This is a genomic window from Lentzea sp. DG1S-22 (genome assembly GCF_036321065.1).
GTDB lineage: Bacteria > Actinomycetota > Actinomycetes > Mycobacteriales > Pseudonocardiaceae > Lentzea > Lentzea jiangxiensis.
On the sequence record NZ_CP143276.1, the window covers coordinates 2,991,368 to 3,004,344 of the forward strand.

14 protein-coding genes and 1 tRNA gene are annotated in these 12,977 nt (G+C 70.1%); 9 read left to right on the forward strand and 6 right to left on the reverse strand.

The features are described from left to right. Positions 1 to 219 precede the first annotated feature (219 nt). Complete coding sequence (locus tag V1227_RS12935; protein WP_329792753.1) at positions 220 to 711, reverse strand: LysM peptidoglycan-binding domain-containing protein; 492 nt, start codon at positions 709 to 711, stop codon at positions 220 to 222. Positions 712 to 789: 78 nt separating this feature from the next. After that, positions 790 to 874, reverse strand: a tRNA-Tyr gene (locus tag V1227_RS12940). Between the two features lie 137 nt (positions 875 to 1,011). On the opposite strand from V1227_RS12940, the gene V1227_RS12945 reads away from it, so the two are divergent. Both V1227_RS12945 and V1227_RS12950 read left to right on the forward strand, forming a co-directional pair. Then, the gene (locus V1227_RS12945) at positions 1,012 to 1,221 is read left to right on the forward strand and encodes a hypothetical protein (protein ID WP_329792754.1); all 210 of its coding nucleotides are present in this window, start codon (positions 1,012 to 1,014) and stop codon (positions 1,219 to 1,221) included. 9 nt (positions 1,222 to 1,230) lie between these two features. Further along, the gene (locus tag V1227_RS12950) at positions 1,231 to 1,659 is read left to right on the forward strand and encodes a DUF4383 domain-containing protein (protein WP_329792755.1); all 429 of its coding nucleotides are present in this window, start codon (positions 1,231 to 1,233) and stop codon (positions 1,657 to 1,659) included. Between the two features lie 6 nt (positions 1,660 to 1,665). Here V1227_RS12950 and V1227_RS12955 read toward each other — a convergent pair whose 3' ends face one another. The 3 genes from V1227_RS12955 to lnt all read right to left on the reverse strand — a co-directional run bounded on the left by V1227_RS12955 (position 1,666) and on the right by lnt (position 4,472). Further along, complete coding sequence (locus V1227_RS12955) at positions 1,666 to 2,139, reverse strand: TspO/MBR family protein (RefSeq protein ID WP_329792756.1); 474 nt, start codon at positions 2,137 to 2,139, stop codon at positions 1,666 to 1,668. Positions 2,140 to 2,254: 115 nt separating this feature from the next. Next, complete coding sequence (locus tag V1227_RS12960) at positions 2,255 to 3,022, reverse strand: polyprenol monophosphomannose synthase (protein ID WP_329792757.1); 768 nt, start codon at positions 3,020 to 3,022, stop codon at positions 2,255 to 2,257. Beyond that, the gene (gene lnt, locus V1227_RS12965) at positions 3,006 to 4,472 is read right to left on the reverse strand and encodes an apolipoprotein N-acyltransferase (protein WP_329792758.1); all 1,467 of its coding nucleotides are present in this window, start codon (positions 4,470 to 4,472) and stop codon (positions 3,006 to 3,008) included. The genes V1227_RS12960 and lnt overlap by 17 nt, the downstream gene beginning before the upstream one ends. Positions 4,473 to 4,657: 185 nt before the next feature. Between lnt and V1227_RS12970 the strand changes: the two genes are divergently transcribed. The 3 genes from V1227_RS12970 (at position 4,658) to V1227_RS12980 (ending at position 6,072) form a co-directional block, all read left to right on the forward strand. Then, entirely contained in the window at positions 4,658 to 4,807 is a 150-nt protein-coding gene (locus V1227_RS12970; RefSeq protein ID WP_329792759.1) for a hypothetical protein, read from the forward strand. Positions 4,808 to 5,151: 344 nt separating this feature from the next. After that, complete coding sequence (locus V1227_RS12975; protein ID WP_236224690.1) at positions 5,152 to 5,757, forward strand: TetR/AcrR family transcriptional regulator; 606 nt, start codon at positions 5,152 to 5,154, stop codon at positions 5,755 to 5,757. 120 nt (positions 5,758 to 5,877) lie between these two features. Then, a complete protein-coding gene (locus V1227_RS12980) occupies positions 5,878 to 6,072 on the forward strand; it encodes a PspC domain-containing protein (protein WP_090098842.1) in 195 nt (64 codons plus the stop codon). A 56-nt stretch (positions 6,073 to 6,128) separates the two neighbouring features. Here the strand turns inward: V1227_RS12980 and V1227_RS12985 are convergent, their stop codons facing one another. Further along, positions 6,129 to 6,908: a bestrophin-like domain gene (locus V1227_RS12985; protein ID WP_329792760.1), complete on the reverse strand. Its 780-nt coding sequence runs from the start codon at positions 6,906 to 6,908 to the stop codon at positions 6,129 to 6,131. 262 nt (positions 6,909 to 7,170) lie between these two features. On the opposite strand from V1227_RS12985, the gene V1227_RS12990 reads away from it, so the two are divergent. From V1227_RS12990 to V1227_RS13005, 4 genes are read left to right on the forward strand one after another with little or no spacing between them, the layout of a single operon-like run. Next, positions 7,171 to 9,231 carry a hypothetical protein gene (locus tag V1227_RS12990; protein ID WP_329792761.1) on the forward strand — a complete coding sequence of 687 codons (2,061 nt, stop codon included), beginning with the start codon at positions 7,171 to 7,173 and terminating at the stop codon, positions 9,229 to 9,231. 21 nt (positions 9,232 to 9,252) lie between these two features. Next, entirely contained in the window at positions 9,253 to 9,807 is a 555-nt protein-coding gene (locus tag V1227_RS12995) for an EF-hand domain-containing protein (RefSeq protein WP_329792762.1), read from the forward strand. 1 nt (position 9,808) lies between these two features. After that, positions 9,809 to 10,582: a GNAT family N-acetyltransferase gene (locus V1227_RS13000; protein ID WP_329792763.1), complete on the forward strand. Its 774-nt coding sequence runs from the start codon at positions 9,809 to 9,811 to the stop codon at positions 10,580 to 10,582. Beyond that, entirely contained in the window at positions 10,579 to 12,975 is a 2,397-nt protein-coding gene (locus V1227_RS13005) for an excinuclease ABC subunit UvrA (RefSeq protein WP_329792764.1), read from the forward strand. Before V1227_RS13000 ends, V1227_RS13005 begins: the two co-directional genes overlap by 4 nt. The last annotated feature ends 2 nt before the right edge of the window (positions 12,976 to 12,977 follow it).

Sequence of the window (12,977 nt, forward strand, 5' to 3'; positions counted from 1 at the left end):
CTCGCGGACAGACAACCTCAGCGGCAGTCGCCGCCCAATCGATGTACACACTCTCGTCTACTACCCGGTAACAAAACCGCTGGAGCGGAACGAGTTGAGCAGCGTGCTTTGTATGAAATCAACAAGGCGCCAGGTCCTCGGCACAGCTTCACTTGAGCCCGTGTCCCAACTCACCGCCGCATCGGGGCGACCACGACCGCGGGCCGCCCCGCCACGGCGTCAGGACAGCGGGACGCGGATCACGCTCCCCGGGGTGATGGTGTCGGGATCCGTGATGACGTGCGGGTTGGCCCGCACCAGCCGCGTGTAGAGGTTGCCGGCGCCGTAGAAGTGGGTGGCGATCCCCCACAGCGTGTCGCCGGGTTTGACCTCGTACTCCTGGTAGACGCGGTAGCCGGGCACGATCCGCGGCCCGTACACGACCGGCACGATGACCTTGTCGAGCTCCGCGCCGTCCTTGGGCGACTGCCAGAACACCTCGACGAAGAGCCGGTCGAGCGCGAACGACGCGCCCGAGACGTCGACCTCGATCCGGAACTGGCCGTGGCCGCCGCCCCCGTCGCCTGCCGTGAAGCCGCCCACGACCTCGTCGTGGCCTTCGTGGATCCGGTAGCCGAACTGCGCCTCGAACGCCCCGCCCGCGGTACCCGCGACCTGGACACGGCTCCCGACCAGGCCGAGCGGCCGGGGCTGCTGGATGTCGATGGACATGGTTCCCCTTTCCTCCGCTGTTGAGGTCGCGGGGAGCGAGGGGGTCGTTGCCGGGGTTCACCCCGGTGGCGCAACGGCTGGTGGTGGAGGTCGGAGTCGAACCGACTCTGCGCGAGGGCTCCCGTTTTACAGACGGGCGGGGCTCCACAGCCCCTTCTCCACCATTGCTCGTTCATTCTTCGAGCGCACGAAAAAGCCGCCCGACCCGCTGTGCACGGGTGGGCGGCTCTCGACGTCGGCGAGGCCTTACGGCGTCACGACGGAGAGCCTGAGCTGGGCGGATAGCTGCGATAACGGCGCATGCGGATCATCATGCGCGTTCACTCGCAGCGGCGCCAGCCATTTCTCGCGGACTTCCACGGAAACGCGGCTCCGGCCTCGGGCGATGTTGCCGACGACAAATCGCGGCGTGGAGGAGCACTTCACCGGCTCCGGCTCAGCCGTCCCGGTGCGTCCGCGATCACCGGGATGGAGGTGGTGCGGGAGTTCATTCCGGCCACCGCCGGGTAGCCACCTCGCATGCGACCAGTTCAAAAGGCCTCCGCAGCGGTCGGCGCGGCGTTCCTGCTCGTCGGGGTGCTCGGGTTCGTCCCCGGGATCACCTCGCGCTACGACGAGCTGGCGTTCGCCGGCCACTCCGGTGCCCTCCTGCTCGGCATCTTCGCCGTGTCCGTGCTGCACAACCTCGTGCACCTGCTGTTCGGCGTGCTCGGCCTGCTCGCCGCGAAGAGGGCCCAGGCCGCCCGCGCGTTCCTGATGGTCGGTGGCGGCCTCTACGTGTTCCTGTGGGTCTACGGCTCGGCGATCGGCGAGCACACCGACTCGAACTTCCTGCCGGTCAACACCGCCGACAACTGGCTGCACCTGGGCCTCGGCGCCGGGATGCTCCTGCTCGGCGTGGTGACCACCGCGGTCGAACGCGCCCGCAGCAAGTCCCCCGTCAACTGAACGGGGTCAGTTGAGCAGGGCGATCGACAGGTTCAGCGCCGCCGCGAAGCTCACCCAGCCCAGGTAGGGCACGAGGAGCAGAGCGGCGGCCCTGTTCCGCCGCCGGAACGCCACGACCAGCGCGGCGATCGCGAGCCACAGGACGACGATCTCGGCGAACGCCACCCAGAACCAGCCGAGACCGAAGAACAACGGCGTCCACGCCGCGTTGAGCACGAGCTGCCCGCCGAACAACGCCAGCTCGCCGCGGGTGGCACCGGACCGCCAGGCGAGCCAGCCCGAGACGGCGATCATCACGTAGAGCGTCGTCCAGACCGGTCCGAACAGCCACGCGGGCGGCGCCCAGGACGGCTGCTCCAGCGCCGTGTAGGTCGAGCCGGCGGAGACGGAGAACAGCGAGCCCACCACGGCGGTGACCAGCACCGCCCCGGCGACCAGGGCGAATGCGCGGACCGGGTGCCGGTCGGATACGAGCGTCATGCGACGCAGGTACCCGTTCACCGTCGCGGCGAAGCTCGCACGATCCCCAGCACGGCTTGGCGCGCTCGGCGGTGTCCGGCGGCCGGCCTCCCCGCCGCCGGACACCCGCGCCGCGCTACTTCCTCTTGCCGCTGAACAGGTCCTTGACCTGGTTGCCGCGCCGCCGCAGGCCCCATTTCGTCACGCGGATCAGCGCCTCGCGCACGATGTTGCCGCTCATCTTCGACTCGCCGAACTCGCGCTCCTGGAACGTGATCGGCACCTCGCGGACCCGGAAGCCCAGCTCGAGCGTCCGCCACAGCAGGTCGATCTGGAAGCAGTAGCCCGCGGAGGCGACCGAGGCGAGGTTGAGCTTGCGCAGGGTGTCCGCGCGGAACGCCCGGTAGCCGCCCGTCATGTCGCGGATGTTCGCGCCCAGGGCGAGCCGCGAGTACAGCGAGCCGCCCAGCGAGAGCAGCTTGCGCTGCGCCGGCCAGTTCACGACCTCGCCACCCGGCACCCAGCGCGAGCCGAGCACCAGGTCGGCCTGGGGCAGGGCGTCGAGCAGCCGGTGCAGCTGTTCGGGGGCATGCGACCCGTCGGCGTCCATCTCGCACACGACGCCGTAGTCCCGCTCCAGCGCCCACTGGAAGCCCGCGACGTACGCGGCGCCCAGACCGGCCTTCTCGGTGCGGTGCATCACGTGGACCCGGTCGTCCGCGGCCGCCATCTCGTCGGCGAGCTGCCCGGTGCCATCGGGGCTGCCGTCGTCGACCACCAGCACGTGCACGTCGGGCAGTGCCGTGTGCAGCCTCTTGACGATCTTTCCGATGTTGTCCCGCTCGTTGTAGGTCGGGATCACCACCAGCACCTGCCCGAGTTCCTGGTCAGGCTGCTGCGCCATTCGAGTCCTTCCGTCGTCGTGTGAAGCCCAGCGCCAACGCCACAAGGCCCGCAGCGGTGATCACCCACTCGGGCCAGGCTCCTAGCCGAGTCGCCAGCGTAGTCTGTGACCTCAGCGGCAGTGTCGCGACCAAGGCGTCCGGCTCGAACAGCCCCGTCTTCCGAGTGACGGAACCGTCGGGTTCGACGATAGCGCTGACGCCCGAGGTGGCGGCCACCACGACCGCCCTGCCGTGCTCGACGGCGCGGACCCTGGACATGGAAAGCTGCTGGTAGGTCATCTCCGTGTACCCGAACGTGGCGTTGTTCGTCGGGATCGCGATGATCGTCGCGCCGGCCGTCACGGAGTCGCGGACCACTGAGTCGAACGCCACTTCGTAACACGTGTCGATCGCGACCTTCGCGGGTCCCATGACGAAACCCTCCGGGTCCGTGCCGGGCTGGAAGACGCCCGCCCGGTCGACCTCGGACGCGAACAGCCGGAAGAACGACCGCATGGGCATCGTCTCGCCGAAGGGCTGCAGCTTGCGCTTGGTGTAGGTGTCCGTCGGCCCCTTCTCGGGGTCCCAGAGCACGACCTGGTTGCGCGGCAGCCCGTCGGTGCGGTCGAGCACCACGGCACCGACCGCGACCGGCGCCTTGATCGCCTTGGCGGCCGCGTCGATCACCGCGGCGGCGTCGGCGTTGCGGAACGGGTCGATGTCGGAGGAGTTCTCCGGCCAGATCACGACGTCGGGCTGCTCGGCCCTGCCCGCGGCGATATCGGCCGCGAGCTGCGTCGTCCGCTTGGCGTGGTTGTCGAGCACCGCCCGGCGCTGGGCGTTGAAGTCGAGCCCGGCGCGCGGCACGTTGCCCTGGATCGCGGCGACCGTGACGGTCCCGGCGGACGGGTCCACGCCGACGGGCACCACCAGCCCCGCCACCACCGGCACCGCGACCAGCGGCAGGCCGAGCTTCCAGTTCCTCACGAGCCAGAACAGCCCGAAGCCGGACAGCACCACCGCGAACGTCACGAGCGGCGCCCCGCCCAGCGACGCGAGGGGCAGGAACCAGCCCTCCGGCTGCCCGAACGCGATCTTGCCCCAGGTGAAGCCGCCGAACGGGAACACCCCGCGCAACGCCTCGTCCGCCACCCACAGGCACGCCGCCCACAACGGCCAGCCGGGCACCCGCGAGACGAGCGCCATCGCCGTCGTGCCGAGCGAGATCATCAGCGCGCACGCCAGCGACAGCGGCAGCGAGGCGACCAGCCCGACGAACTCGCCGGTCCACTGCAGCAACGGCACCATGAACCCGAGCCCGAACAACAGCCCGTATCCGAAGCCTGCGCGCGCACGCTTGCCGTAGATCACGTGCGCGAGCACCGCGAAGCCGACCGGCGCCAGGAACCACAGGGGGCGCGGCGGGAAGCTGAGGTAGACGAGCACTCCGCCCGCGACGGCGAGAGCCATGCTTGTGAGCAGCGGAAAGCTCACCTTCCGCCGGCGGGCGGGCGAGTGCGGCGATTCCGGCGCGACGGGGGGTGCGACCACCCGGCCAGCCTACGAGGCCGGAGGTGGACGGGACGTGTGGCCTCCGTCGATCCCGTGCCGGAACGGCGTCCACGGAGCACGATCGGCAAGCCACCCCGTTCGCCGTGGTCGAGATCCGGGAGGGCGACATTCGGGTACGTGACCCATTGGCCGTGGACGACTATTGGGGTGAACCGCCGTTGAGCGAAATGGCGGATGGCTGGTTCAACACCGGCCGCACGGACTATTTCGACAACGATGGCACCCGCACTTGAACGATCGCGGCAAAGACGTCATCGTGACCGGCAGGACTTCTGACAACGTTTGCCCGCGACTTCTCGACGGCTTCGTCGTCGCGCTTCCCGGCGTCCGGCACACGGCGGCTTTCGGGGGCCTGACATGGCACTCGACGAGGTCGAGCACCGGTTTCGGATCACCGGCGGACCGGATGTCGACGCCGACGGCATTGGGGACGGCGGCCGCAGAATTTGGGCGAGTTCCACCGGCCGCGGGCGTCGCGGTCGTCCCGGAACTGCCGTCGGCGAAAGCCGGAAAGGCGGACAAGCGCAAGCTCCGCCGGAAGTTTCGGTAAGGTTCCGCGTAAATCAGGAGGTGACGGATGCCCCGTCCAAGCGTGGAAGCCGAACGCAAGGCGCAGATCCTCGCGTCCACCTGCAAGGTGATCGCGGCCGAGGGCTTCCGCCACCTCCGGGTGTCCGACGTCGCCAGGGACGCGGGCGTCTCCGGTGGCACGGTCCACTACTACTTCGAGACCAAGCGCGAGCTCACCGACGCCGCGTTCGAGCACTGCTTCGAGCTCTCGGTCAAGCGCCGCCGCTGGATCCTCGAGTCCGACGAGCCCCCGCTGTCCCGCCTGCGCATGGTGGTCGAGTCGTACCTCCCCGAGGGCGCCGAGACCGTCGAGGCGTGGAAGGTCTGGGCCGAACTGTGGGTCGAGGCCATCCGCAGCCCCGAGCTGCAGGAGCTCAACGAGCGCTTCTACGGCGAATGGCGCGACATCGTGGCGGGGATCTTCCGCGACGGCCAGGCCTCCGGCGAGATCGCGGCGCCCGGAGACCCGGTCGAGCTGGCGAACATGATGGTGAGCATGCTCGACGGCCTCGCCCTGCAGGTGCTGGCCGGGTCGAAGGCCATGACGGTCGACACGATGCGCACCACGTGCCTGAGGTTCGTCGACCAGCTCACCACCGTGTCCGTCGGCTGACGCTTCGCGGGCCCCTGCTGTTGCGGTCAGGAGCCCCGGTATCGGGTGACGTGGCTCATCCGGGTCAAATCAGGGTTGGTCCCGATGCAACAAACCGCTGATCCTGGGCATCCTGGGTGCATGACCACGACAGTTGCTTTGAGCAGGCCCAGGACCAACCGGATGATCGCGGGTGTCTGCGCGGGGCTCGCCCAGCGCTGGGGGATGAAGGCGAGCACCGTGCGCCTTCTGTTCCTGCTGTCCTGCCTTCTGCCCGGACCGCAGTTCGTCGTCTACATCGTGCTCTGGGTGATCATGCCCAGCCGCAACTACTGATCAGCCCGCTGCCCCGTGCCGCTCACCGGCACGGGGCAGCGGCATGGTCTTCACGGCTACCGGCTCTGCTCGGAAGGTATGCCCGCCAGCTCCTCCATCAGGCTCGTGAACGCCTCCGGTTGCACCCGGAACCATCCGTCGAACGGCTGTGTCATGCCCACGCACAACACGCACACGATCGCCAGCACGGCCGAGGCGAGGCCCATCTGCAGGAAGTGCCGCTTGCGCGCGGTGAATCCGATCAGGATCGGGTAGATGACCATCGCGACGGCTCCGACGATCGTCCCGACCAGCATGATGCTGCCGGTGTTGTCGAGGCCCCTCGCCGAGTCGAGCCGGTCGCGCCGCAGGTCGGTGATCTCCCGCATCCGTTCGAGGGAGCGTTCCCGCGCGCTCTTCACCTCCTCCGGGGTGGAGGGCAGGCCGAGGATCTCGGCGTGCAGCGCGTGGAGCGTCTCGGTGGTCTTGCCGTCCGACTCGCCCACCTGGAGCTTCGGCCACTCCCGGTAGGCCACCAGCTTCGGGTACTCGGTCAGCAGCGAGCGGATGTGGTCGCGCTGGGGTTGCGGCATGGCGGCCGTCTGCCAGTAGACGTCGGCGACGGCGGCGGCCTCCCTGGACGCGTTGCCCTCGGCGGTACCGCCCGCCTCCCAGACGATCACCATGTAGAAGGCCAGCGCGACGATGAACAGGCCGCTGATCACCGCGCCGAGGAAGCCGCGCGAGTCCCCGTCCCGGTCGTCGGCCTGCTCGTGGGTCCGTGAACGCCCGAAGAGCAGGAGCGCTGCCGCCGTGACGACCACCGACGCGAGAACGACTACCAGCCCGGTCCACATGGCATCAATCACCCCACAGCGGACGCCGTTTGACCACCAACACCACGCTTCCCGGCACTGTTGTGCGCCCAACGGGAGCAACGGGCGTTGATCATGAGCACGGTCCGTCCACATCGGAACCCGGACGCCGAAGCCGTTGACACGAACAGGAGAACCGAGGCTGTCCGTCCTCGACGGAGAGTGAGGACATCATGATCAACGCTCGGTGACAACCGGGGCGGAGCGTGCCAACCTGTGGCCGATCCCGACCGGAAGGCGTGGCATGCGTGCACCGATCCTCATCGCCGTCGTGCTGCTGGTCCCCCTGCTGGCACCCGGCCCGCCGGTGGCCGCGGACGAGGTGTGGCGCACGCAGTTCGACGCGGCGGTGTACGGGGACGTCACGGTCATCGGCAACTCCGTCCTGAGCTGTCCGACGCCCGAGCAGGCCGGGCCCCACCCGAAGTACCCGCCGAAGTCCTGCGCGGACGCGCTGGACCGCAAGGGCCACGGCCCGTCGGCGCTGAACAACAGCCACCGCATGTCCTGGACCGACGTCGACGACGACCCGGCGACGTTCACCTCCTCCCGGGCCCAGCTGGCGATCCCGGCCGGCGCCACCGTCGCCCACGCGAAGCTCGGCTGGGCGGGCAGCGCCACCTGCCGCGACGCGGTCGCACCTCCCGGCTCGCCGCGCGACCCGGTCGTCCTCAACGGCACGCCGGTCAGCCCCGGCCGGTTCGTCCAGGACTCCCCCGAGGACCTCTCGCACACCGACAACGCCTTCTACAGCGCCGAAGCCGACGTCACCCGCGCGCTGACCAGCGGCACCGTGACCGTGGGCAACGTCTGGGCACCGCAGGGGTTCGACTGCTTCGGCGGCTGGTCGCTGACGGTCGTGTGGAAGTTCGAAGGCCCCACCGCGGCGGCACCGGCCCGGCGCCACGTCGCGGTGCACGGCGGCCACGTCCGGCTCCCCACGAAGAAGCCGGTGCTGACCACCCCGATCGCACCCACGCACCCCGCCGGAGGGGCGATCCGGGTGGGGGTGACCGCCTACGAGGGCGACTGGGCCACGGACGGCGACCAGCTGCTGGTCAACGGCACCTCCATCGGCGGGAGCAACGCGTTCATGTCGTCCGCACAGGGCGCACCGCACCTCAACAACATGAGCGTCGACGCGCGCACGTTCACCCTCGGCGACAACGTCCTCAAACCCGGCAGCAAGAGCGCCGAACTGGAGTTCCGGAGAGCCGACGACGCGTTCCTGGTGCAGAACGTCGCCTGGTCGTTCCCGCTGCCCGAGCTCGCGCTGGAGGTGACGCCCGAGCAGCCCGCGGCGCACCCCGGGACCACCGTCACGCAGACCGCGACGATCACCAACACCGGTGACGCGCCCGCGGCCGGGGTGTCGGTGTGCGGCCACCAGGTCGGTACGGTCGACTCGCGCGCCACGGTGACCCGCACCTGCTCGTCCACGGCGGCGGACGACGACTACCAGGCCACCGTCGCGGTGACCGGGAGCAGCCTCGCGGGTGACCCGCTCGCGGTGCAGAAGGCGTCGGCGGTCGACGTGCTGCACCCGGCGTTGCGCGCGATCGCCGCGACCGAGTCGATGACCGCCCTGCCGGGCCAGGCCGTGAAGTTCACGACGACCGTCACGAACACCGGCGACACCCCGCTCTACGGCCTCAGCGCCCGCGCGACGTCGGGGTGCGAGCCCATGCAGGGCCAGCTCGACCCCGGCGCGATCTCCGCCGTCGACTGCACGGCGCCCGCGGGCGACGAGAGCGGCGTGCTGACCGCCACCGTCACGGCGTCGGACAAGATCGGCGGCAAGGTCGAGGCGACGGCGTCGACGCAGGTCGAGGTCATCTACCCGCGGCTGACGATCAGCGCGCTGTGGTCGAAGGACCGCGCTCGGGACGGTGAGGTCGTCACGGTCACCATCACCATCACGAACCTGTCGGACCTGCCGATCACCGACGTCCGCGTCGAGGGCGAGCCCGCCGCGTGCCGCCGGGTGTTCCCGGTGCTGCAACCGCGTCAGCGCATCACCTACACGTGCCTGGTCACCGCGCCGGTGAACTCCCGGCTGACGGTGTCCGGCGCGGGAGCGGGTACCGCGATCAGCGAGAGCACCGTCGTGCGGATCGACTCGGTGGCCGCGCCGCCGTCCTCCGAGCCGGCACGGCCCACGCCGCCCGCCGAACCGGCGCCTCCCCGTCCGATCGCGCACGTGCAGCCGGTGTCGAAACCGGTGGCCGGCGCTCTGGCCGCGCTGCTCGGCGTGGTCGGCATGGTGGTCGTCGCCGCCGGGCTCTCCGGGCTGGGCCGCCGCTGACAAATGAGGTAGAAGGACCTCATGGAGATCACCGCCTTCCTGGAGCGCAAGCTGGCCCGCCGGTTTCGCACGTACGACACCGACGGCGACGGTTTCGTCGAGCGCGAGGACTTCACACAGGCGGGTGAGCGCACCACGGAGGCGTTCGGGCTGGCGGCCGACGCCCCGAAAGCCGTCCGGTTCCACGCGCAGCTGGCCGGGTTGTGGGAGCTGCTCTCGTCGGTCGCCGACACCGACGGCGACGGGCGGATCAGCGTCGAGGAGTACAAGACGGCGTTCGCGAACGGGCTGCTGGAGGCGCCCACGTCGTTCGACGAGCACTACGTGCCGTTCCTCGACGCGGTGATGGCGATCGCGGACTCCGACGGCGACGGCAGGCTGACCCTCGAGGAGCACGTCCGGTGGACCGGCGCGCTGATGAACCTCTCCGAGCACGACGCGCGCGGGATCCACGACCTGCTGTCCGACGAGGACGGGTTGCTGGCCACCAAGGCGCTGCTGGAGGCGATCCGGGAGTTCTACTTCTCGGAGGACCCGGCCGAGGCCGGCAACTGGCTGCTGGGGTCGTTGGACTGACGTGCTGCTCAAGACGCTGCAGGAGCACGCGGCACGGGCCCAGCCGGCCGCGCACGTCGAGGAGGCGGGCGGCTGGTGGCTGCGGCACTCCCCCGGCGACGCCTGGTGGGTGAGCGCCGCGCTGCCCCACGACCGGGAGGACCGGGTGGCGCTCGCGGAGGAGTTCTGCGCCGAACGCGGGGCGCCGGTGCGGATCCAGATCACGCCGGGCGTGTGCGCGGCCGACCTGGACGCGAGGCTGGGCGACCGGGGCTACGAGCGGGGCCGGGACATGTCCCTGCAGATCGCCTCGACCGCCGAGGTGCTGCGCCAGGCCCACTCCGACGCCGGCGAGGTCGTCACCCGGCCGACCGACGCGTGGCTGGCGGCGTGGCACTCGGTGACCACGCGGGACGTCGGCGCCGAACGCGACCTGCTCAGCCGGGTCGAACACCCGAGCGCGTACGCGTACGCGCAGGTCGACGGCCAGGTGGTGGCCGTGGGCCGTGCGGTGGCCGAAGAGGGGTGGGCAGGCGTGTTCGGCATGGCGACGCTGCGGCACGCACGGGGCCGAGGCGCCGCGCGGTCCGTGCTCGCCGCCCTGGCCACGTGGGCGGCCACGCAGGAGGCGAACCACATGTACCTGCAGACGCAGCGGGGGAACGCCACGGCGTTCCGGCTCTACGAACGGACGGGCTTCCGCGAGGTGTCCGCCTACCACTACCGCATCCGTCCACATCCGATCAGGAATCAAGAAGGCAGGAGCGGGGTGCGCGGGCTAGGTTCTGCGCCATGACCAGGACAGCACCGACGCCGCACGATGCCGACACCCACGACCTGATCCGCGTGCAGGGCGCACGCGTGAACAACCTGCGCGACGTCGACGTCGAGATCCCGAAGCGCCGTCTGACCGTCTTCACCGGTGTCTCCGGGTCCGGCAAGAGCTCGCTGGTGTTCGGCACGATCGCCGCGGAGTCGCAGCGGCTGATCAACGAGACCTACAGCGCGTTCGTCCAGGGCTTCATGCCGACGCTGCCGCGTCCCGAGGTGTACCTGCTGGAGGGCATCACCACGGCGATCCTGGTCGACCAGCAGCGGATGGGCGCCGACCCGCGCTCGACCGTCGGCACCGCGACCGACGTCAACGCGATGCTGCGCATCCTGTTCAGCCGCCTCGGCACCCCGCACATCGGCGGTCCGCAGGCGTTCTCGTTCAACGTCGCCTCGATCTCCGGCGCGGGTGCCGTGACGATCGAGAAGGGCGGCCAGAAGGTCAAGGAGCGGCGCGAGTTCTCCATCACCGGCGGCATGTGCCCGCGCTGCGAGGGCCGCGGCCAGGTCTCCGACATCGACCTGACCGAGGTCTACGACGAGACGAAGTCGATCCTCGAGGGCGCGATCAAGGTGCCCGGCTACAACGTCGACAACCAGTGGACGGTGCAGACGTTCACGCAGTCCGGGTTCATCGACCCGGCCAAGCCGATCCGCAAGTACACGAAGAAGGAGCTGCACGACTTCCTGTACAGGGACCCGGTCAAGATCAAGGTCAACGGCATCAACCTGACCTACGAGGGCCTGATCCCGAAGCTGCAGAAGTCGATGCTGTCGAAGGACCGCGAGGCGCTGCAACCGCACATCCGCGCGTTCGTGGACCGCGCGGCGACGTTCGGGACGTGCCCGGAGTGCGCCGGCACCCGCCTGACCGAGGCGGCGCGGTCGTCGAAGGTCAGGGGCCAGTCCATCGCGGACCTGTGCGACATGCAGATCACCGACCTGGCGGAGTGGATCCGCGGGGTGGAGGACTCCTCCGTCGCCCCGTTGATCGACAAGCTCGCGCACACGCTCGACTCGTTCGTCGAGATCGGTCTCGGCTACCTGTCGCTGAACCGGCCCGCGGGCACGCTGTCCGGCGGTGAGGCGCAGCGCGTCAAGATGGTCCGGCACCTCGGGTCGGCGCTGACCGACGTGACGTACGTGTTCGACGAGCCGACGATCGGCCTGCACCCGCACGACATCCAGCGCATGAACAACCTTCTGCTCCGGTTGCGGGACAAGGGGAACACGGTCCTGGTCGTCGAGCACAAGCCGGAGACGATCGCGATCGCGGACCACATCGTCGACCTCGGTCCGGGTGCGGGCCGGGGCGGCGGCACGATCTGCTTCGAGGGGACGCTGGAGGGGCTGCGGTCCAGCGGCACGGTGACCGGGCGCCACCTGGACGACCGGGCGTCGCTGAAGCCGTCGGTGCGGGAGCGGACCGGTGTCCTGCAGATCCGCGGGGCGTCGGCGAACAACCTGCGCGACGTGGACGTCGACATCCCGCTCGGCGTGCTGACCGTGGTCACCGGCGTCGCGGGCTCGGGCAAGTCGTCGCTGATCCACCGGTCGATGCCGCGCGACTCGGGCGCGATCGTGGTCGACCAGACGCCGATCAAGGGGTCGCGGCGCTCGAACCCGGCCACCTACACCGGCCTGCTGGAGCCGATCCGCAAGGCGTTCGCCAAGGCCAACGGCGTGAAGCCCGCGCTGTTCAGCGCGAACTCCGAGGGTGCCTGCCCGAACTGCAACGGCGCCGGCGTGGTGTTCACCGACCTCGGCATCATGGCGACGATCGAGTCCCCGTGCGACGTCTGCGAGGGCAAGCGGTTCGACCAGGCCGTGCTGGAGTTCAAGTTCGGCGGCCGCGACATCTCCGAGGTGCTCGCGATGCCCGTCGCCGAGGCCGTCGAGTTCTTCGGCTCGGGTGACGCCCGCACGCCCGCGGCCCACGCGATCCTGCAACGGCTCGACGACGTCGGCCTGGGCTACCTGTCGCTCGGCCAGCCCCTGACCACGCTGTCCGGCGGTGAGCGGCAGCGCCTGAAGCTGGCCACGCACATGGCGGACAAGGGTGGCGTCTACGTCCTGGACGAGCCGACGACGGGTCTGCACCTCGCCGACGTCCAGCAGCTGCTCGGGCTGCTCGACCGCCTGGTCGAGGCGGGCAAGTCGGTGATCGTGATCGAGCACCACCAGGCCGTGATGGCCCACGCCGACTGGATCATCGACCTCGGTCCCGGCGCAGGTCACGACGGTGGCAAGGTGGTGTTCGAGGGCACACCCGCCGATCTCGTCGCCGACCGCTCCACGCTGACCGGCGAGCACCTCGCCGACTACGTGGGCGCCCCCGCGCGTCGCAAGAAGCGGTGAAG

Excerpts from the sequence above, each read along its gene's own strand:
- V1227_RS12935 (WP_329792753.1), bottom strand. The coding sequence starts at position 711 with ATGTCCATCGACATCCAGCAGCCCCGGCCGCTCGGCCTGGTCGGGAGC.
- V1227_RS12945 (WP_329792754.1), top strand. The coding sequence starts at position 1,012 with ATGCGGATCATCATGCGCGTTCACTCGCAGCGGCGCCAGCCATTTCTC.
- V1227_RS12950 (WP_329792755.1), top strand. The coding sequence starts at position 1,231 with ATGCGACCAGTTCAAAAGGCCTCCGCAGCGGTCGGCGCGGCGTTCCTG.
- V1227_RS12955 (WP_329792756.1), bottom strand. The coding sequence starts at position 2,139 with ATGACGCTCGTATCCGACCGGCACCCGGTCCGCGCATTCGCCCTGGTC.
- V1227_RS12960 (WP_329792757.1), bottom strand. The coding sequence starts at position 3,022 with ATGGCGCAGCAGCCTGACCAGGAACTCGGGCAGGTGCTGGTGGTGATC.
- lnt (WP_329792758.1), bottom strand. The coding sequence starts at position 4,472 with ATGGCTCTCGCCGTCGCGGGCGGAGTGCTCGTCTACCTCAGCTTCCCG.
- V1227_RS12975 (WP_236224690.1), top strand. The coding sequence starts at position 5,152 with ATGCCCCGTCCAAGCGTGGAAGCCGAACGCAAGGCGCAGATCCTCGCG.
- V1227_RS12980 (WP_090098842.1), top strand. The coding sequence starts at position 5,878 with ATGACCACGACAGTTGCTTTGAGCAGGCCCAGGACCAACCGGATGATC.
- V1227_RS12985 (WP_329792760.1), bottom strand. The coding sequence starts at position 6,908 with ATGTGGACCGGGCTGGTAGTCGTTCTCGCGTCGGTGGTCGTCACGGCG.
- V1227_RS12990 (WP_329792761.1), top strand. The coding sequence starts at position 7,171 with ATGCGTGCACCGATCCTCATCGCCGTCGTGCTGCTGGTCCCCCTGCTG.
- V1227_RS12995 (WP_329792762.1), top strand. The coding sequence starts at position 9,253 with ATGGAGATCACCGCCTTCCTGGAGCGCAAGCTGGCCCGCCGGTTTCGC.
- V1227_RS13005 (WP_329792764.1), top strand. The coding sequence starts at position 10,579 with ATGACCAGGACAGCACCGACGCCGCACGATGCCGACACCCACGACCTG.